The organism is Enterococcus wangshanyuanii, from assembly GCF_002197645.1.
Taxonomy (GTDB): domain Bacteria; phylum Bacillota; class Bacilli; order Lactobacillales; family Enterococcaceae; genus Enterococcus_L; species Enterococcus_L wangshanyuanii.
The window spans coordinates 1,912,009-1,930,756 of record NZ_CP021874.1 but is presented as its reverse complement, the minus strand read 5'-3'; the positions used below and the strand labels follow the sequence as shown (position 1 = coordinate 1,930,756).

General features: G+C 37.0%; 17 protein-coding genes and 1 other annotated feature. Of the genes, 11 read left to right on the top strand and 6 right to left on the bottom strand.

Going from position 1 to position 18,748, the window contains the following annotated elements; translation table 11 throughout:
* The first annotated feature begins 3 nt into the window (after positions 1-3).
* From CC204_RS09370 to CC204_RS09345, 6 genes are all read left to right on the top strand, one after another.
* Positions 4-756 carry a hypothetical protein gene (locus CC204_RS09370; RefSeq protein WP_088269947.1) on the top strand — a complete coding sequence of 251 codons (753 nt, stop codon included), beginning with the start codon at positions 4-6 and terminating at the stop codon, positions 754-756.
* Positions 757-2,103 carry a BppU family phage baseplate upper protein gene (locus CC204_RS09365; protein WP_088269946.1) on the top strand — a complete coding sequence of 449 codons (1,347 nt, stop codon included), beginning with the start codon at positions 757-759 and terminating at the stop codon, positions 2,101-2,103.
* 73 nt (positions 2,104-2,176) lie between these two features.
* Positions 2,177-2,596: a hypothetical protein gene (locus CC204_RS09360; protein WP_157894266.1), complete on the top strand. Its 420-nt coding sequence runs from the start codon at positions 2,177-2,179 to the stop codon at positions 2,594-2,596.
* Positions 2,597-2,740: 144 nt separating this feature from the next.
* Positions 2,741-3,007, top strand: a complete 267-nt coding sequence (locus tag CC204_RS09355; RefSeq protein ID WP_088269944.1) for a phage holin family protein — start codon at positions 2,741-2,743, stop codon at positions 3,005-3,007.
* Complete coding sequence (locus tag CC204_RS21760; protein ID WP_088269943.1) at positions 3,004-3,795, top strand: peptidoglycan recognition protein family protein; 792 nt, start codon at positions 3,004-3,006, stop codon at positions 3,793-3,795. Before CC204_RS09355 ends, CC204_RS21760 begins: the two co-directional genes overlap by 4 nt.
* A 305-nt stretch (positions 3,796-4,100) precedes the next feature.
* On the top strand, positions 4,101-4,931 hold the full coding sequence (locus CC204_RS09345; protein WP_088269942.1) for a DUF3825 domain-containing protein: 831 nt from the start codon (positions 4,101-4,103) through the stop codon (positions 4,929-4,931).
* 340 nt (positions 4,932-5,271) lie between these two features.
* Here CC204_RS09345 and CC204_RS09340 read toward each other — a convergent pair whose 3' ends face one another.
* The 6 genes from CC204_RS09340 to CC204_RS09315 all read right to left on the bottom strand — a co-directional run bounded on the left by CC204_RS09340 (position 5,272) and on the right by CC204_RS09315 (position 9,755).
* A complete protein-coding gene (locus CC204_RS09340; protein ID WP_088271688.1) occupies positions 5,272-5,529 on the bottom strand; it encodes a YiaA/YiaB family inner membrane protein in 258 nt (85 codons plus the stop codon).
* A 211-nt stretch (positions 5,530-5,740) separates the two neighbouring features.
* On the bottom strand, positions 5,741-6,304 hold the full coding sequence (mnmM, locus tag CC204_RS09335) for a tRNA 5-(aminomethyl)-2-thiouridylate-methyltransferase MnmM (protein ID WP_088269941.1): 564 nt from the start codon (positions 6,302-6,304) through the stop codon (positions 5,741-5,743).
* Positions 6,304-7,272 (bottom strand): tRNA modification radical SAM protein MnmL/YtqA, encoded by a 969-nt coding sequence (gene mnmL / locus CC204_RS09330; RefSeq protein ID WP_088269940.1) that lies wholly within the window; start codon positions 7,270-7,272, stop codon positions 6,304-6,306. Before mnmL ends, mnmM begins: the two co-directional genes overlap by 1 nt.
* A 14-nt stretch (positions 7,273-7,286) precedes the next feature.
* Positions 7,287-7,937, bottom strand: a complete 651-nt coding sequence (locus CC204_RS09325) for a phosphatase PAP2 family protein (RefSeq protein ID WP_088269939.1) — start codon at positions 7,935-7,937, stop codon at positions 7,287-7,289.
* Between the two features lie 131 nt (positions 7,938-8,068).
* Positions 8,069-9,100: a DUF4097 family beta strand repeat-containing protein gene (locus tag CC204_RS09320; RefSeq protein WP_088269938.1), complete on the bottom strand. Its 1,032-nt coding sequence runs from the start codon at positions 9,098-9,100 to the stop codon at positions 8,069-8,071.
* A 1-nt stretch (position 9,101) separates the two neighbouring features.
* Positions 9,102-9,755, bottom strand: coding sequence for a DUF1700 domain-containing protein (locus CC204_RS09315; RefSeq protein WP_088269937.1), 654 nt, complete (start codon positions 9,753-9,755; stop codon positions 9,102-9,104).
* 312 nt (positions 9,756-10,067) lie between these two features.
* On the opposite strand from CC204_RS09315, the gene CC204_RS09310 reads away from it, so the two are divergent.
* The 5 genes from CC204_RS09310 to abc-f all read left to right on the top strand — a co-directional run bounded on the left by CC204_RS09310 (position 10,068) and on the right by abc-f (position 18,509).
* Positions 10,068-12,119 carry a muramidase family protein gene (locus CC204_RS09310; protein ID WP_088269936.1) on the top strand — a complete coding sequence of 684 codons (2,052 nt, stop codon included), beginning with the start codon at positions 10,068-10,070 and terminating at the stop codon, positions 12,117-12,119.
* Between the two features lie 51 nt (positions 12,120-12,170).
* Positions 12,171-12,418: a binding site (T-box leader), on the top strand.
* A gap of 350 nt (positions 12,419-12,768) precedes the next feature.
* Positions 12,769-15,282: a leucine--tRNA ligase gene (gene leuS / locus CC204_RS09305; RefSeq protein ID WP_088269935.1), complete on the top strand. Its 2,514-nt coding sequence runs from the start codon at positions 12,769-12,771 to the stop codon at positions 15,280-15,282.
* 236 nt (positions 15,283-15,518) lie between these two features.
* Complete coding sequence (locus CC204_RS09300; protein ID WP_088269934.1) at positions 15,519-15,965, top strand: hypothetical protein; 447 nt, start codon at positions 15,519-15,521, stop codon at positions 15,963-15,965.
* A gap of 72 nt (positions 15,966-16,037) precedes the next feature.
* The gene (fosX, locus tag CC204_RS09295; RefSeq protein ID WP_088269933.1) at positions 16,038-16,454 is read left to right on the top strand and encodes a FosX/FosE/FosI family fosfomycin resistance hydrolase; all 417 of its coding nucleotides are present in this window, start codon (positions 16,038-16,040) and stop codon (positions 16,452-16,454) included.
* 459 nt (positions 16,455-16,913) lie between these two features.
* Positions 16,914-18,509: a ribosomal protection-like ABC-F family protein gene (gene abc-f / locus CC204_RS09290; protein WP_088269932.1), complete on the top strand. Its 1,596-nt coding sequence runs from the start codon at positions 16,914-16,916 to the stop codon at positions 18,507-18,509.
* The last annotated feature ends 239 nt before the right edge of the window (positions 18,510-18,748 follow it).

Sequence of the window (18,748 nt, the reverse complement as noted above, 5' to 3'; positions counted from 1 at the left end):
AAAATGAAATTTGATATAAAAGAATTGAACCTGCTTCCTACAGTAAAAAAACTAATTCTATTGTTAGAGAATCACATCGGGTCGAATGAGCTGGAAGCTCACAAGCCGGCGAATGAACATACAAACGGCTTCGCTACGCCGGAAGTGTTCAAAGGGGCTAAAAATATTAGACTCCAAGGTGCATTAAGGCAATACAATTCTGTTTTTGATATTCCGCCTGGGCTGTATGAGACATACGCCGATTTCAGCGGATTGCCGGGAGGATTGAGCAATACGGGTGCTTTCATCCATTTAAGAATAGAAGTAGGTGGTGGAGCTAGAAAACAAATATGGTTAACCGAAGGATATGAAGGTCGATTATGGTATTACACGATGCACACAGACGGCTCTTCATACAATCCGGAAGGTTGGACATATCTTCCGCGGATTCAGGAAGTTTGGGCTGGCACAGCAAAAAATGCAGGGGATATTATTACACTAAATCAGCACATGACGCATTTTAAAACTATTAGAGTGTGGTATGAGCTTGACGATGGGATATCAAGAATTTGCCAAGAATTCGAATCAAATCAATCATTTAACTTGCGTGAGTTTGATGTGTTTAACGGATCAGCTGGAGCTATCCTATTTGAAATCCGCATTACTAGGAATTCGCATACTCAACTAACAGTCACACAAAACAAAGGTCTTGATCTTGGGACAATGAAAGATATAACTAGTAATTTGAGAATAAGAAAAATAGAAGGAGTGGCTTAAATGAGTACAAACTACTTTAAACAGGAAATAGTCACTCCGGATGCAGCAATCACCAACGGCGCTCACAAGAGACAAACTCTTGAGAGTGTCGTTTATTCATATGACAACAATGTATCTAAGCTGATCATTCCGGTTGCGACTCCTAAAATCTTTGAACTAGATTTTGAAGATATCGAAACAATCAAGGTACTTTTAACTGTTACGCAAGATGGGGTAGTCAAGAAAATTGAAGATACAGCTACCATCGAAGCTAGTCACCGTAGGCGAATATCTTATATCATTACCGATCGTTTAAAAGGTTATGCCGGAAAAGTGATCATGAATGTTTATCTCGATTTAAAGAATGGCCAACAAATTGATTTAGCCGAATATGGTTTTACAATGATACGTTCTGCGATTGATCAGGATATTCCGAAAATAGAGGAATTTTATTTTAAGTCGCTAGATGATGTGATTATATCTTTACAGGTAAAAATTGATCAAGAACTTGAAAACTTAACCAGCGGATTATCAGGCATCAATGAAGGATTGGTAACAGCTACAGACACGATGAATCAGTTGAAAGTAAAGGTAGATGATAATCAACAAAAAATCATTAATCAAGATATTGTGACCATTAGTGATCTATCGAGTATTTTTAGCGGTAAGGAAATTCTTATACAAACGGCTGCAAACTTTATCAATAAGGTATCAGCTAGTGTTGTCGAGAATCCTCACAGGATGTTTTCAAATATGGGGAAAGATACGTTAAATCCTAACCAATTTGATTACGAGATAGGTTCAACATCCTATTCTGATTCAGCAGAGTTAGATAATAGAATTTATACAACTCAAACGAAAGTTGCGGATCAAAAAAGGCAAGTTTGCAGCAGGTTCGATTTAATCGCAGATATTGAATATAAGAATCCTGGTCTATTTGATTCTTTAGGGGCAACAACACTGGCTCAAAAAGTCGTTACTGCGAGAAAGCTAGTTGATGGAACAATCAGACCTGTAGCTTATGTCAGCGGTAGCGGTGCAAGTTCTACCGCACCGGGGACGTCTCGCTACCAGGTTAATTTACAGATATACGGAACGACTTGGCACGGTGGAGCCACAAACACCACGAATAAGATCGCTATGTTAGAGTATAAAAACCAAACAGGGCAACGAATACAAGACGATGGGTGTGTGTATGTCGTTTTATATGCGCCACCGAGTGATGGAACTGCACCTAGTGTAGTTAACATTGACCAAGTTTATTTGGAATATCAAATCAAATTTAAGATGTCCGATTTGTATGCTAAAAAAAGTGAGTTTGATGCGTTGACCGCAAGAGTAACGGCGCTAGAAAGTAAGGTGAAGTAATGGAATTTAATAAAGGCTTTAGGAATGGCTGTTTAATGGTCATTCCTTTTTGGATTGTTGTAGGTTTTATAATATGGAAGATGGTGAGTGGATGAATAAACCTGTAGAAATATCGAATCAAGAGTGGTCTGATTTGACTAAAAAAGTTGATGCTGTGGAAACACAAGCAGAATATAATAAAAACCGATTGAATCGTCACAGTGATAGATTAGACAGCTTAGAAGATCAACAAATTGCTTTACCTCTCGCTATTCAGCAAGCTGTAGAAAATGGTATGGCACCAGTTTTAGAAAAATTGTTAATGCACGATGAAAAGTTCGTTTCTCTTGAGCTTTTAAAAGAAAGAGAACAAAAAGAGGCATTGCAACGAAAAATAGATGAAGATAAGGATCGTCGCAAATGGTTCATCCGAACAGTGATAGCATCGGTAATTGGTTCTATTGGTGGGGTAGCTGGAGTAATACGTTTTTTTATCATGATCAATAATAAATAGGAGGATGAAAGTATGAGTAAGGAAAAAGAAGTAAAAAAACAAACAAGAGGAACAGCTGGAGGATTACTCTGTAGTATGGGTATCCATAACTGGGTAAATGGTCGTTGTTCCCGTTGCGGGAAAAAGAAATAGGAGGAGATTATCATGGAATACATTAATGGAGCATTAGGAGCAACAATTTTAGGTTTGTATGTTTTGGGATTTGTCATTCGAGATACACCAAGAATCCCTTCATGGTTGATTCCATATATTTTGTTAGTAGTGAGTTGTGTAATTAGTCCACAAATTCTTGGTGGTTATACTGCAGAAAATATCGTCCAAGCAATCATTGCTGCTGGAATGGCTGTGTATGGCGATCAGCTAATTAAGCAGGCTAAGAATGCGTTTAAAGAAAAGGATGATGAAGAATGAATATCGAACGCCAAATGAGAGAAACACCACAAGTAGGCAATGCACCTTATAGACAAATCCACTCACACAGTACTGGAAATCCTAATTCAACTGCACAAAATGAAGCAGACTACATGAGCCGTAAAGATTTAAATAGTGGCTTTTATACTCACGTCGTTGGGAATGGTCAGGTGATTCAAACTGCGGACGTAGGGCGTGGCGCTTATGATGTTGGTGGCGCTTGGAATTATGAAACCTATGCTGCTGTGGAATTGATCCAAAGTCATGCAACGAGAGCAGAGTTTGAACGAGATTATCGATTGTATGTGGAGCTGCTTAGACAGTTAGCTAAAGAAGCAGGCATTCCGCTAACTTTAGACACTAAAGATCTAGCAGGAATCAAAACTCACATGTTTTGTACCTATAACCAACCAAACAACGGTAGTGATCATATTGATCCGTATCCATACTTAAATCATTGGGGAATTACAGTAGATCAATTTGAACGAGATTTAGTGACTGGGTTCGGAAATTCAAACAACACAACTGGCAATACAGAAACACCAAATAAACCAACAACAGAAAAGGATGAGGATATTATGTTTAAGTATATTAAAGTGCAAAAAAACGGATCGCAAGAAGTATGGCTAGTGTTTGGAAATAAGCGTATGCATTTAGGTCCAAAACAATTGGCAGATGCAAATTTATTATTGACTCGCACAGGTCATTCTACTAAAGAAGAGCAATATAGCCATGATAACTATGCGTTAAAAATGATTGAGAAATTTACGGACGTTGTAAAATTCTAAACAGTTGGTTTATGGGTAAGCCAAGCATTTAGAGTCAAAAGGACACGAAAAATGTGCATACTATTCAATTAATGAGTAGCATGCACATCCTCTTCTTAAATCAAGTTTAAACATAAATCTAAACAAATCATAACATCAAGGTTTTACTTTTTAAAGTTAAAAACTAGCTTCTTTTGGAAGAATACACTCCTCTTTACTTAACTTCTATAGCTAAATAATACCATCTTTTTCAAATTTGTCAATAAATGAATTTGAAAATGTGTTAGAATTATAATGATACTAATATAACTGCAGGAGGGACTCAGATGATTGGGAAAATTGAAGAAGATTTATTTCGTTTTGCGTATTGCAGAAGAAAGAACTTTGAGTTTAACGATTACATAAATGAATTAGCCGGAAAAGTAAGCGAGGAAGATTGGGGCACTAACAATCGAATATTAAAAAACTATATCAATTTTACATTTAGCAAATTAGCTTCAGATTATAATAAAGCAGAAGACTCAAAAAAGAATTTTTTCATAAGTTTTATTGAAGGTAAATGCTGCTTCAACACAGGATTATTCAATGATTTTTATGAACCAATTTATGCTTATTTCAAAGAGAATGAATATAAACAATCTGATGATGATCAATCTCCATGGTTTTTAGTAGGTTTTAAAACCCCAAGCGATTTTGAATTGAATTCATTTGACACACTACCTTTAAGAGCACAATTCTTCGAAGATGCAGCTGATTTAGTATACGACTATAGATTAGAGATAAGAGCTAATGTAAGGCATATCTTGGGCGATGCAGAAAATATAAATAGATTACCGGATGTATACAAAGGGATGGAAAGAACCACATTAGTTCAAATATTTGAAGGTGCTATAAAAACTGCAGAAAAAAGAGTTGCAGCAAACTATAAATTAGCTGTCCCGCAATTTTATAGAAACAGTCTTCAACTCTTAATACCTTTGACTTTAATGAAAGATAGTCAGGCTGATTTAGCATTAGTTTTAAAAAAAGAAGGTAATATCTATACTACAAGGACTTGTTTGACTTTAGATATGGCTTATAATAATGCACGATTAATTGTTAAACCTGAATCGGAATGGTTAAAAGCAGAAGAAAATGATCAAACCATCTTAAACTAAAACGCTAGTAGCCTATCTCTTAAGTGAGGTAGGTTTTTTTGGGGTTAACAAAGGGGCAAAAAAGGGGCAAGAAAAGAATAATGATAAAAAAACGATTGAATTATGTATGACATATAATATCGTTTTAAACGTTTATATATAAGCCTTTTGATAATCATTCATTATTCTTTTGTATGTCAAAAAGTACATGGTTTACAATCAATTTGTTTTTGAGTAAAATATAAATGGTGAAGTGAATAGATAAAAAGCCTATCTTATTTTAGTGTAATAACTAAAATAAGATAGGCTTTATTTTTGAATCATGTAAGGGTATCTAGTCAAAAGCTCTTAGTTGGCTAGATTATAAATCTTCAACATCATCTTGCACTCTAAACATTTTGTTGTAGCGCTCTTCATCTTCTTGATTGTCTCTGATTACTTTAGAAAGTGTGAAGGATGAAGAAATCAATCCAACTGAACCCATCAAGTAATACCCTTTGACCATCAACGGCTCTTTTAATGTATACAACCCAACAAGAATAAGGACCACAAAGAATAAAAATGACCCCCATGCCAACATAACGAAAGCCGGTGTATTACGGTAGGCTTTCTTTTTCATATTATTATTCAAATAATCACTCCATTTTTTTTAATAGACATTCATTGTACCAAAAAGTCAAATGGAAAGGAAGACAATCCAGACAAACTGCTTAAAATATGTAGATAATGGAAAAATTGATGATGAGCAACTCTCTAGTGAGTGTACTATTAAACAAAAAAACAAAGCAGATACGCAATCAGGTATTCGCTTCGTTTTTAATAGAATTTTTTTATTTTTTTTCAATACAAAATAGAATCGGAGGATTATTCCGTTGGTTGATAAATTGATAGGTTAGGACGCTATAGGATTCTTGAGGTAACGTTTGACAATAATCCTGAACGAGCGTTAACTCTGCTTCCCCACCAGCATGACCATAATAAACTACTAAGACAATTCGTCCTTTGGTTGTTAGTCTTGGAAGTAAGGCATCGAGCGCTTGCTTGGTTGTATTTGGCGTTGTAATAATCGTTTTATCGCTTTTGGGAAGGTAACCAAGATTAAAAATGGCGGCCTTTATCAAAATATCTTTATCAATGGCTGTGTCGATCGTCTCATGGCCTTGATGAAACAGTTGGACATGCTCTGATAGATTTACATCAGCTAACTTCTTAGCTGTGTTGATTACGGCTTGTTCCTGAACGTCAAACGCATAAACGTTTCCTGTTGAACCAACTAGCTGTGCTAAAAAAGCAGTATCATTGCCGTTGCCCATCGTAGCATCAACTACAGAATCGCCTTCTGCGATAACTTCTTTCAACAATGTATGGCTAAAATGTAAGGCTGTTTGCAACATTAACGAAGCACCTCTTTTTCCATCCGCACATTATGGCTTCCTTGATAAGTGCTGCGGCGTTTCATTTCAGCATCGATGGCATTTAATACTTCCCATTTTTTCAAACTCCACATTGGACCGACTAATGAATCGTAAGGAGCATCTCCAGTCAAGCGATGGATCACGATTTCAGGTGGAATCATTTCCAGCTGATCACAGATCACAGAAACATAGTCGTCTCTTGTCATCAATTGAAGTCTGCCTTCATGATAATCTCGTAACATCCGTGTATTCGTCATCAAATGAAGCAAATGGAGTTTGATTCCCTGAATATCAGAATCAAGAATCGTCCGTCGGACATTTTCCCGCATCATGTCCATTGTTTCTCCAGGTAAGCCGTTGATCAAGTGAGTACAAACGCGAATATTATGCTTGCGCAATTTTGCTACACCCTCAAGATAGGTTTGGTAATCATGGGCGCGGTTGATCGCATTACTTGTTGTTTCATAGGTTGTTTGCAGACCCAACTCTACCCAAATATAGTAGCGCTGATTCAATTCCGCTAAATAATCCACCACATCATCAGGAAGGCAATCTGGACGCGTACCGATCGAAATACCAACAACACCTTTTTCGTTAACGACTTGCTCAAAGCGATGACGGATCACTTCAACAGGAGCATGGGTATTCGTAAAATTTTGAAAATACACGATATATTGCGCCACTTGCGGCCATTTTTTATGCATCATATGAATCTCTTTTTGAAATTGGATCGGCAAAGGAGCTTGCGGGGCAACGATCATATCCCCAGAACCAGAAACACTGCAAAATGTACAGCCGCCTTTAGCGACCGTTCCATCGCGATTAGGACAATCAAAACCGCCATCTAAAGGAACCTTAAAAATCTTCCCGCCAAATTGTTGGCGCAAGGCATAATTCCAAGTATGGTAACGTTTATTAGGATCTTCCGTGTATATAAAATCAGACATAACTTTTCTTCTTTCTATTGCTGTTTATTTTTAAAACGCCAAACAAATCGCTTTTCGAGATAGATTGGATAAGTCATCAATAACCAGGCTAAACCGAAACAAAAGCCTCCCAATACATCACTTGGGAAATGTACACCGACATAAATCCGACTGATTCCAATCAATAAAATACCGATGCCTAACAGAATCTGTAAAGCTAGACAAAGTTTCTTTTCTTTAATAAATTGAGGAAGCAGAAAAATAATCGTCCCATAAAGAAGCATACTTCCAGTAGAATGACCGCTTGGGAAGCTATAACTATGCTCAGCAACTAAATGATCCAATGTTGGACGAGGCCGCATAAAGACAAGCTTGATCAATGGATTGAGAATTCCAGCGACGCCACCTGTGTTGATCAAAAGCCACAGCGCTTGTGCATAATATTTACCTTTGGCTAAAATAAATGCGATAGCCAACGCTAAAATACCAACGGTCAATGGATCAGCAAATCTTGTATACCAAACAAAAAATGGATTGAGCGAAGGATATGGCGCGCGGACAACTGACGTGATCGCTTGATCAAAGCCTCTCAGCCACTCGGGATAAAAACGGACAACATAACCTAAAAACATAAAGACAACTAGAAAACAGCTGCCGGCAAACTGATAGTATAATTTGTTTTTCATAAAAAATCCTTTCTCATTTACGTAATGCTCATTATAACATCAAATAATTAAGAACACAGCTTAGAACGGAAAAAATGAAGGCTGCTTTAGAACTTTTTAAGCTCTAAAGCAGCCTTCAAGCGATCAATAGTCTACTCTTCGTCTTCAGAATCGACAGGTCCTTCGATTGAAATATCACCAGAATTCGATTGAAGATCAAATACTCGTGAACCTTTTCCACGTTTAAATGATGTCCGTTCCTTACCGAAAATAGTGCTGTCACCTAATGTCGTTTTTGAATTGATCGCGATATCATATAAAATTTCATCAGTGTAAAGATTGATATCACCTTGCTGAGTCGTAACATTCAACAGTTTAGGAATTTCTGATCCATATAAATCAAAGCTTCCATTTGTACTCTTTATGGTAGCTTCACCTTTCAGATTACTGGCACTAATGTCGCCATTCATTGTTTCAATAGTCGAAATACCTTTAACCGATTCTAAAGAGATATCGCCAGAGGTAGTGATTGCAGACCAAGTCGATGCAACAAAATCATTGAGGTTGATATCTCCATTAGTTGTCTTAAACGAAGCTTTATCTGCATGAACATCTGTGTAGACGTTTAAGTAGCCATTCGTTGTCTCAAGAGCCAATTTTTCAGTATTTAGGCTGTTTGCATCAACATCAGCGTTCTCTGTTTTAACAGTGATGTTCTTTGCGTCTATTCCTGAAAGATTGATTCTTCCAGAGGATTGGCCATCGATGACGATTCGTTCTGCGTTGTCTGGAATCGTTAAGGAAACAGATGAGCCTCTGTCAAAATTAATAAAGTCAAATTTAAAGCTACCCAGTTTCTTTTCGTTTCTATTTCCATTTGCAGAAACAAGGAGCTGCCCATTTTTCTCGTCAACCTTTAGTGAACTTTTTATTGAAACAGGAGCAGAGCTTCGTGTATTCATCACAACTTTATTAGTACTTTCAGTATTAATATAATATTCTGCATTTCCTGTAAGCGTCAAATGGATCTCTTTTAGATTTTGATTGTTCTTAACTGTGTAACTTTCTTTTTTTGTATCTGTCATGGATTGTTCAGCGCGTCTAAAGTAAACGGCACTGCCGATCCCGCCAATGATCATCGATACTACACCGATCGTTAGAAAAAACGCAGTAGTCTTTTTCATATTATATATCTCCCCTTAAGACACGTATATTCCATAGCATATACCGTTTTAATGCTTTACCGAAAAATCTTGTTAATGGCGCTAAAATCAATAGACCAATGATACCTGCGCCGCAAAGAAAGACACTAACAAACATTTCGAACATTGATGCATCATTCAAACCGGTAACAATCGAAATACCGCCTAAAATTGGAGAAAACAAGAATAGAATAGCTGCAAACCAACCAGAAAAGAGAAGCATAGCAAAGCTAAATATAAACCAAAACATTAAAAGAAAATTTAATAAAATAACTCCAGCTATCTGACAAAAACGAACGAATCCATTATGTCTTGGACGCTCATAAGACTGATAGGTTTGATCATATGGATGCTCAGTGGCTTCCTCATAATACTCATAACTTGTTGCAGGTGGAATTTCTTGCCAGCCATCACGTTCCAATCGTTTTTCAGGAACAGTGATATCAAATTCCTCCAAAATCTCTTCAGCGATCGTTCTAGGCTTTCCTAGATCTTTGGCGATTTCTTCTTCCATTTCTCCGTTAGCGAGCCGCTCATCAAATAGTTTATCATATTTTTCTAAGATAAAGGCTTGCTGTTGTGCCGTCAATGGTTTCAAATAAATCTTTAGTTCAATTAAAAAATGCTCTTTATTCATCCTTCTTCCCCTCACTTCATTGACCAATCAGATTACTTCTTCTTCACTATAATTTCTTTTGCAGTTAATAACAAGACTTTACTAAAAAAATCAGCCTAAGGTAAAGAGGGGTATCAGACCTGAGACCTAGATTTTGCATGGAAAAAAATTAGGGTATAAAATGATTAAAAGAAGACAAAAAAAGAAAGCAAAAAAAGAACGTTTAAATGATAGGACGGAGAAATATATATTAAAAAAACATTCTATTTTTAGTGAAAAAAGGGTATACTATAATTCAAGGTACACTTTTTTAGAAAATTCGGAGGACTTACTATGGAGAAGTACAAACTATCGAGAAAAGAGCGGAGGAAAGCTGAACAAAACAAGCTCGCTGCTGACCAGTTGAAAAAAGGAACGACTGTTTTAAGCTCTGCAATCGTTGTTTCATCAATTGCAGCACCGATTGCAGCACCTAAAATTGCAGAAGCAACAGAAGAGCAAACACCAAATGCTCAGATTAGTTACTCAGAGACACCTACACATACAGAAGGCGTTCAAACAGAAACGACGACTGACTCTAACGATTCGATGACAGAAGACACTCAGGAAACATCTTCAAGTGAAGAAATAACTGAAACAACCGATTCATCAGAATTAAATACATCAGAAACAACTCCAGGTACTGAGGAAACAACTACAACAACAGAAGATCAGGCGGAAACAACTGATTCTTCTACCGATGAAACGGAGAAATTACCAGAAATTTCTTTACGTTCTTTTGCAGCGACAACAAGAAGCATTAGTCCAAGTACGTTTATTGCGGATATTTCAGGACATGCTCGTTCTGTAGCGGCAGCGAATGATCTATATGCGTCAGTAATGATGGCACAAGCGATCCTTGAAAGTGATTGGGGCAGAAGTACATTATCTGCTGCACCAAATCATAATCTGTTTGGTATCAAAGGTAGCTACCAAGGGCAGTCAGTTACGATGCAAACATGGGAAGTTTATAACGGACAATGGGTTCAAGTAAATGCTGCGTTTAGAAAGTATCCATCTTATTCAGAATCCTTTAGTGATAACGCATATGTTTTGAGAAATACGTCATTTCAATCTGGCGTTTATTATTATTCTGGTGCATGGAAAAGTAATACCAACTCATATAAAGATGCGACAGCATGGTTGACAGGTCGTTATGCAACAGATCCAAGCTATAATACAAAATTAAATAATATTATTACAACGTATAATCTAACTCAGTATGATACACCTTCGACTGGAGGAAATACTGGCGGCAATAGCGGTAGTGGAAATACGGGTGGAAACGCTGGGAACACAGGCGGAAATTCTGGCAATACCGGTGGTACAAGTAATCAAAATGTGACCCATACAGTCAAATCCGGTGATAGCCTATGGGCTTTAGCTGCTCAATATGGCACATCTGTCGCAAACATTAAAAGCTGGAACGGATTATCAAGCGATATGATTTATGTTGGACAAAAGCTGATCGTCAAAAAAGGTTCAGGCAGCACAGGTAGTGGAAGTACTGGTGGCAACAGTGGTTCAACAGGAAACACAGGGAATTCCGGCAATACAGGAACATCAAACACATACTATACAGTAAAATCCGGCGACTCATTGTGGGCCATCGCGAATGCGAATGGGACGAGTGTTGCAAATATCCGCCAATGGAATAATTTAAGTGGAGATATAATTTTCCCAGGCCAAAAATTAATTGTCAAAAAAGGTTCTGGAAGTACTAGTAGCGGAAATAGCGGTTCAACAGGAAATGCTGGAAGTTCAAATAATTCCGGTAGTACAGGAACCTCAAATGCCACTTATACAGTAAAATCCGGCGATTCACTATGGGCCATCGCAAATTCAAACGGGGTGAGCATCGCGAATCTACGCCAGTGGAATAATCTGAGCGGTGACATGATCTATCCAGGCCAAAAATTGATCGTGAAAAAAGGTTCTGGTTCTGCCAGCAGCAACAATAACTCATCAAGTAATACAGGCAGCTCAAACACGAACACGGGTTCAACAACTGGTTCTTATACAGTAAAATCTGGTGATTCATTATGGGCGATAGCGAGTGCAAACGGTACGAGTGTTGCCAATTTGCGCCAGTGGAATAATCTAAGTGGCGATATGATCTATCCAGGCCAAAAATTGATTGTCAAAAAAGGCGGCAGCTCAACAAGTACTTCTTCTTCATCCAATAATCAAAGCAGTACTCAAAATGCAAGCACGCACAAAGTGAAAAGCGGCGATACATTATGGGGACTTGCACAGACATATAGTACAAGTGTTCAGAAAATCAAACAGCTAAATGGTTTATCAAGTGATTTGATTTATATTGGTCAGCAATTGAAAGTGAAATAAAACAATTGAAATTCCACTAGAAGTTTGATAGTATGAGAACACAGAACTGATACACAAACAGTGAGAAGGAATAGTAGAAAGAACCATGTTTTAGAGAGCGTATGGCTGGTGAAAATACGTACAGAAGCTTTTGAACTCGCCTTTGAGTTATTTTACTGAACAAGTGAAAGTGATAGGAGCGATCCTTCATTCTTTTATTCTAAATTAAGTAAAGTCGGTGACGGCCGTTATAACGTTTGAGGCTTGTATTTTACAAGTGAATTTAGGTGGTACCACGTTGCATATCAAACGTCCTATAGGAAATATTTCCTATGGGACGTTTTTGTTGTGAATCACTACGACTGGCTTTGCCAGAGTAGATGATGAACAATACTTGGCGACCAAAGGGAGCGAAGTTACCGTACTAGTGAATCACGGACTCTAATCAGAAGGGAAACTCAAGAGCTGAATCCCAGAGGGCCAAAAAACAAAAATTTGATTTACCAAAGGGAGCGAAGTGCCAGAGCCAAGCCAAATAACAGAGACTGCTTGCAAAGCTGCTAATGTACAAAAGCCTAGTAAAATAAGCTGGCTCTTTCTCAGATTAAACGTACGACCACCAGTTAAAAAAGGATAAAAAAGTTATTTATAAATAGGAGGAGAATACATCGTGAGTTACGATCACAAGAAGATTGAAAAAAAATGGCAAAAATATTGGGCGAAAAACAATAGCTTTACCACCCATGATGATCCAAACAAAAAGAAATTTTATGCACTGGATATGTTCCCATACCCATCAGGTCAAGGTCTTCATGTAGGCCATCCGGAAGGGTATACAGCAACAGATATTTTATCACGAATGAAAAGAAGCCAAGGCTATAGTGTTTTACACCCAATGGGATGGGATGCATTTGGACTACCGGCAGAGCAATATGCGCTAGATACAGGTAACGATCCTGCTGAATTTACAAAGAAAAATATTGAAACCTTTAAACGTCAAATCAATTCTTTAGGCTTTAGCTACGATTGGAATCGTGAAATCAATACAACTGATCCGGAATACTATAAATGGACACAATGGATTTTTACTAAGCTGTATGAACATGGATTAGCTTACGAAGCAGAAGTTGCTGTGAACTGGGTTCCGGAACTTGGTACAGTTATCTCTAACGAAGAAGTAATCGATGGCAAAAGCGAACGTGGTGGCTATGATGTGATCAGAAAACCGATGCGTCAATGGATGCTTAAGATCACAGCTTACGCAGATCGTTTATTGGATGATCTAGAATTAGTAGATTGGCCAGAAAGTATCAAAGATATGCAACGTAACTGGATCGGTCGTTCAGAGGGAGCGAATGTTACCTTTAAAGTAGATGGAACGAATGAAGAATTCACTGTGTTTACAACAAGACCAGATACTCTATTTGGCGCAACCTATACCGTTTTGGCGCCAGAATTGGAATTGGTGAAACAGATTACGACGCCAGAGCAAAAAGAAGCAGTGGAAGCCTATATTGATGCTGCATCGAAAAAGTCGGATTTAAATCGGACTGATTTAGCAAAAGAAAAAACAGGTGTTTTTACTGGAGCTTATGCAGTAAATCCAGTTAATGGAGCTAAGATACCAATTTGGATCGCAGATTATGTGTTAGCTTCGTATGGAACAGGTGCAATCATGGCTGTTCCAGCGCACGACGAACGTGATTATGAATTTGCTAAAACATTTAGCATCGAGATCATTCCAGTATTAGCAGGTGGAGATATTGATAAGGCAGCTTACACAGGAGATGGCGTGCATATCAATTCTGGCTTTTTAGATGGATTGAATAAAGAAGAAGCGATCACTAAAATGAATGATTGGCTTGAAGAAAATCAAGTAGGGAAAAAAGAAATCAGCTATCGTCTGCGCGATTGGTTATTCTCTCGTCAACGTTACTGGGGTGAACCAATTCCTGTGATTCATTGGGAAGATGGCACCACAACAACTGTGCCGGAAGAAGAGTTGCCGCTAAGATTACCAAAAACAGACGATATCAAACCAAGCGGAACAGGTGAGTCTCCTTTAGCAAACATTACTGATTGGATCAATGTTGTTGATCCTGAAACAGGCAAAAAGGGAAAAAGAGAGACGAATACGATGCCGCAATGGGCTGGAAGTTCTTGGTATCATTTGCGTTATGTCGATCCGCACAACAAAACAGTGCTTGCTGATTATAAAAAATTAGAACGCTGGCTGCCAGTAGATATTTATATCGGTGGAGCAGAACATGCTGTATTGCATTTGTTATATGCTCGTTTCTGGCATAAATTCTTATATGATATCGGTGTAGTGCCTACTAAAGAGCCTTATCAAAAATTATACAACCAAGGAATGATTCTAGGTCAAAGCTTCCGCGATAGCCGTGGTGCCCTTGTTCCTACGAATATGGTAGAAAAACGGGATAATGTTTGGGTGAATGTCGAAACAGGAGAAGAGCTGGAAGAGGCACCTGCTAAAATGAGTAAGTCCTTGAAAAATGTAGTGAACCCTGATGACGTGATCGAAAAATATGGTGCAGACACTCTGAGAATGTATGAGATGTTCATGGGACCATTGGATGCATCGATTGCTTGGAGCGAAAATGGCTTAGAAGGTAGCCGCAAATTCTTGGATCGTGTGTGGCGTTTAATTGTTGATGAAGACAATAAAATGCGTGACCGCATTACAACGATCAATGACGGCCGTTTAACAAAAGTCTATCATCAAACAGTAAAAAAAGTAACGGAAGATATGGAAAATCTCCATTTCAACACAGCGATTTCTCAGTTGATGGTTTTTGTTAACGAAGCGAATAAAGCAGAAGTATTACCGTATGAATACATTGAAGGCTTCGTTCAATTATTAGCGCCAATTGCGCCTCATATCGGTGAAGAGCTGTGGGCAATCTTAGGCAACAAAGAAAGCTTAACGAATATGCCTTGGCCAACGTATGATGAAGCAGCATTAGTTGAAGACGAAGTTGAAGTCGTATTCCAAGTGAATGGAAAAGTTCGAGCGAAAGTAAACGTTTCACGAGGTCTTAGTAAAGAAGAACTTGAAGAAAAGGCGCTAGCTTCAGAAGAAATTCAGTCTTTTATTGAAGGAAAAACAGTTCGTAAAGTCATTGTTGTTCCTGAAAAATTGGTGAATATTGTAGCAAATTAATAATCTATAAAAAAATTATTGGCTAGAAGTCTTGTATGACAAGGCTTCTAGCCTTTTTATTTGGTTTGTTTTTGAGAAGTCTGTTTAGAAAATAGTAGCTGATAGATCGCCATAAGCACTCATAAGATAAAAGGTTTTTAAAAGTCGTTGATTCGTATATTTTTGTTTTGCTATGAATGTTAAAATGGATTTTATATTAGATCGTATTGAAGATTGGGGACTAGAGGAGTTTTGACATGCGAAAATTTTTATTAAATATGATTTTCTTCATTATGCTTTTTACCTTGTCGGCTTGTTCGCCAAACAACAAGAAAATGACCTTAAATAGTACACATATAACGACTATTGAGGAGAAAGAGAAACTATCTGAAAAAGAGTATGCATCTTTGATAGGTACGTGGGAATGTTTGGATGAAATGGAGAAAGGCGATAAAGTTGATATTTCAAAAAATGACAGGGGAGTTACTATTAAATACGAGGGTAGCGATGCTGATCCAACAGAATTTGTGTCAAAGGGGAAAAGTGAGCTAGGCGTATTTTATCATTTTGAAAATAAAGCTAATGAGCTTGGCTATAGTATTCAGTTATTACAAAATAAGAATATCATTCTGAATTTTGGTACGAGAAATCCAGAAATGACTGGCGAAACTAAGCCGATGGAATACCAAAGAATTGATAAATGACCTAGAAAATCAATAAAAGGCTTGTTCAACAAGACTTTTTTGTTTAGTACGATAGTGAATGGAGGAAACGGAATGCAAGCGATCAGTCACATGACTTTTATTGTCCAGGATCTAAAAAAAGCTACACAATTTTTTGAACAAATTTTTGATGCAAAAGAAGTCTATTCCAGCGGTGATGAAACATTTTCAATTGCTAGAGAGAAATTTTTTCTGATCGGTGATCTTTGGATCGCAATTATGGAAGGGGAGTCTCTACCGACAAGAACTTACGATCATATCGCCTTTAAGATCGAAGAAGGTGAATATGAGCTGTATTTAGAAAGAATCGAACGATTGGGATTGGACATAAGAAAAGGAAGAACGCGGGTAGAAGGAGAAGCTAACTCTATTTATTTTTATGATTTCGATAATCATCTGTTTGAGCTGCACACTGGAACATTAGAGGAGCGCTTAAAACAGTATCATAAAAAATCAGTGCGTATCGAATGACTTCATGATACAATGAATATATCGATTAAAAAGGTGGTGAATAAGTACGATGGTCAACATGTCAAAAATAACAGCAAGTAGTTCATTTATATTAATGTATCTGGCTTTTTGTCATGTCATTATTTCCGATTTTTTATTCCAAGGCACAAGTGTGTCCAATTTGGGATAATCAATTGAATAAAACAGACCATTCAGACTTATTTACTTAAAGAGTATTCATGATTAAATAACAAGTGAGTATTAGATAAATTAGTATTTGCTATAGTAGATGATAATGAAGGTTGAGCAATTTTTTTGTTCAGCTTTTTTTGTCTACCTTAAAGTAGCACTTAGATAAAAAGTAATATCTGGGAACGCTATTGATTCTTGAATACAGTTTATAAAAAATAGAGACTTCTAACCTCACAGCATAAGCAATTACTTTGTTGATCTGTCTGAATGGCAGAGAGAGGGAAAAATATGTTAGTACAATTACAAAATATAACTAAAAATTACGGTGGTGTTCCACTATTTGAAGCACTGAACCTGCAAATCGACAAGGGAGAGAAGATTGGGTTGATCGGCGGGAATGGTTCAGGTAAATCAACACTACTAAAAATAATCACAGGAATCGAGTCGAGTGATCAAGGAACTGTCAGTCGGCAAAAAAATAGTAAAATCGGTTATCTAAACCAAATTCCAGAAGCAAAAGAACAAGAGGTGAAACATTATCTATTAGAAACATTTACCACTTTACTTGAGATTCAGAAGCAATTGAGTTATTTAGAGCGGAAAATGACTGAACCAGAATGTCAGCTGGAACAAATTTTAGCTCGATACGGACAAAAGCAAGAAGAATTTACTCAAGCGGGCGGTTATGAAATGGAGAATCGCTTAATGATGATTGCAAATGGCTTAATGATCGATCATCTTTTAGAGAAGAAGCTTTCAGATTTGAGTGGTGGAGAAATAACGATCGTAGCATTAGCAAGAGTTCTATTGCAGGAAAACGAGCTTGTTTTATTAGATGAGCCGACCAATCATCTTGATGCACAAAGAATCACTTGGCTTGAAGGATATCTAGCCTACGAAAAAACGGCTTATCTGATCGTTTCACATGACCGGTTCTTTTTAGATAACGTGGTTCAAAGAGTGGTCGAGTTGGAAGATGGCCGAATTATTGAGTATAAAGGTAATTATTCAGCCTATAAAAAACAAAAAGAAGAACAGCTTGAGAAGCTGCGAAAAGACTTTAACGAGCAGGAAAAAGAAGTGAAAAAGTTAAAACAGTCGATTCGTCGTTTTCGACAATGGGGTCATGAAGGAGATAACGAGAAGTTCTTCAAAAAAGCAAAGCAGTTAGAAAAACGATTAGAAAAAATCCAAACAATCCCTAAACCAAAGGAAGAATCAGGCAAAATTGGTAAGAACTTCAAAGAAACAGGTCGTTCTGGAAAGGAAGTCCTTTTATTCAAAGGTGTCAGTAAAAGTTATGATGATCAGTCCTTATTTACTCAACTTGATTTCTCATTATTTTGGCAAGAACGCGCTGCGGTTATTGGGAAAAATGGTATTGGTAAAAGTACATTACTCAGGTTAGCCTTGGAAATGGAAGAGCCGGATCAAGGTGAAATAAGACAAGGAACAAATCTTAAAATTGGCTATCTATCTCAAGTTATTGATTACAAAAAGCCAAAACAGACCATCCTCCAATATTTTAGTGAAAGTTGTTCGCTATTGGAACAAGAAAGTCGCCAGATTTTGGCTAAATATTCATTTTATAAAGAGGATATGATGAAGCAGATTCGTTTTTTGAGTGGCGGCGAAAAAATTCGTTTAGAATTGGCCAAGCTTATGTATAAGGAGGTAAATTTCCTTATATTAGATGAACCCACTAATCACTTGGATATTGAAACTAGAGAAGAAATTGAAGAGATTTTACAACTATTTAAAGGAACGCTGCTTGTTGTTTCCCATGATCGTTTTTTTCTACAGAAAATGTTCAGTACTTTTTTTGTGATCGAGGAAAATAGAATCAGAAAGATAGAAGGAAATTATTTAGAAATACTGGATTAAAATGCCAAATAAATTAAAAAGAGAGGAAGCGATGGAAATACCGCTTCGTCTCTTCTTTTTAATTTTTTTTTTGAGTTTTTGATTTCGAAAAGGAATATAATTGGAAATAGGAAGAAAAATATAATAAAAAGTTTTTTTGATTAAACTTAAAGTTTTAAGAAAAACAAATGTAATTATTCAGAAAAAATAAAGAATAACAAAATTAAATTGATATTAATTAAAAATTACAATACAATGAT

Coding starts and splice junctions, on each gene's coding strand:
- CC204_RS09370 (WP_088269947.1), top strand. CDS start 4: ATGAAATTTGATATAAAAGAATTGAACCTGCTTCCTACAGTAAAAAAA.
- CC204_RS09365 (WP_088269946.1), top strand. CDS start 757: ATGAGTACAAACTACTTTAAACAGGAAATAGTCACTCCGGATGCAGCA.
- CC204_RS09360 (WP_157894266.1), top strand. CDS start 2,177: ATGGAAGATGGTGAGTGGATGAATAAACCTGTAGAAATATCGAATCAA.
- CC204_RS09355 (WP_088269944.1), top strand. CDS start 2,741: ATGGAATACATTAATGGAGCATTAGGAGCAACAATTTTAGGTTTGTAT.
- CC204_RS21760 (WP_088269943.1), top strand. CDS start 3,004: ATGAATATCGAACGCCAAATGAGAGAAACACCACAAGTAGGCAATGCA.
- CC204_RS09345 (WP_088269942.1), top strand. CDS start 4,101: ATGATTGGGAAAATTGAAGAAGATTTATTTCGTTTTGCGTATTGCAGA.
- CC204_RS09340 (WP_088271688.1), bottom strand. CDS start 5,529: ATGAAAAAGAAAGCCTACCGTAATACACCGGCTTTCGTTATGTTGGCA.
- mnmM (WP_088269941.1), bottom strand. CDS start 6,304: ATGTTGCAAACAGCCTTACATTTTAGCCATACATTGTTGAAAGAAGTT.
- mnmL (WP_088269940.1), bottom strand. CDS start 7,272: ATGTCTGATTTTATATACACGGAAGATCCTAATAAACGTTACCATACT.
- CC204_RS09325 (WP_088269939.1), bottom strand. CDS start 7,937: ATGAAAAACAAATTATACTATCAGTTTGCCGGCAGCTGTTTTCTAGTT.
- CC204_RS09320 (WP_088269938.1), bottom strand. CDS start 9,100: ATGAAAAAGACTACTGCGTTTTTTCTAACGATCGGTGTAGTATCGATG.
- CC204_RS09315 (WP_088269937.1), bottom strand. CDS start 9,755: ATGAATAAAGAGCATTTTTTAATTGAACTAAAGATTTATTTGAAACCA.
- CC204_RS09310 (WP_088269936.1), top strand. CDS start 10,068: ATGGAGAAGTACAAACTATCGAGAAAAGAGCGGAGGAAAGCTGAACAA.
- CC204_RS09300 (WP_088269934.1), top strand. CDS start 15,519: ATGCGAAAATTTTTATTAAATATGATTTTCTTCATTATGCTTTTTACC.
- fosX (WP_088269933.1), top strand. CDS start 16,038: ATGCAAGCGATCAGTCACATGACTTTTATTGTCCAGGATCTAAAAAAA.
- abc-f (WP_088269932.1), top strand. CDS start 16,914: ATGTTAGTACAATTACAAAATATAACTAAAAATTACGGTGGTGTTCCA.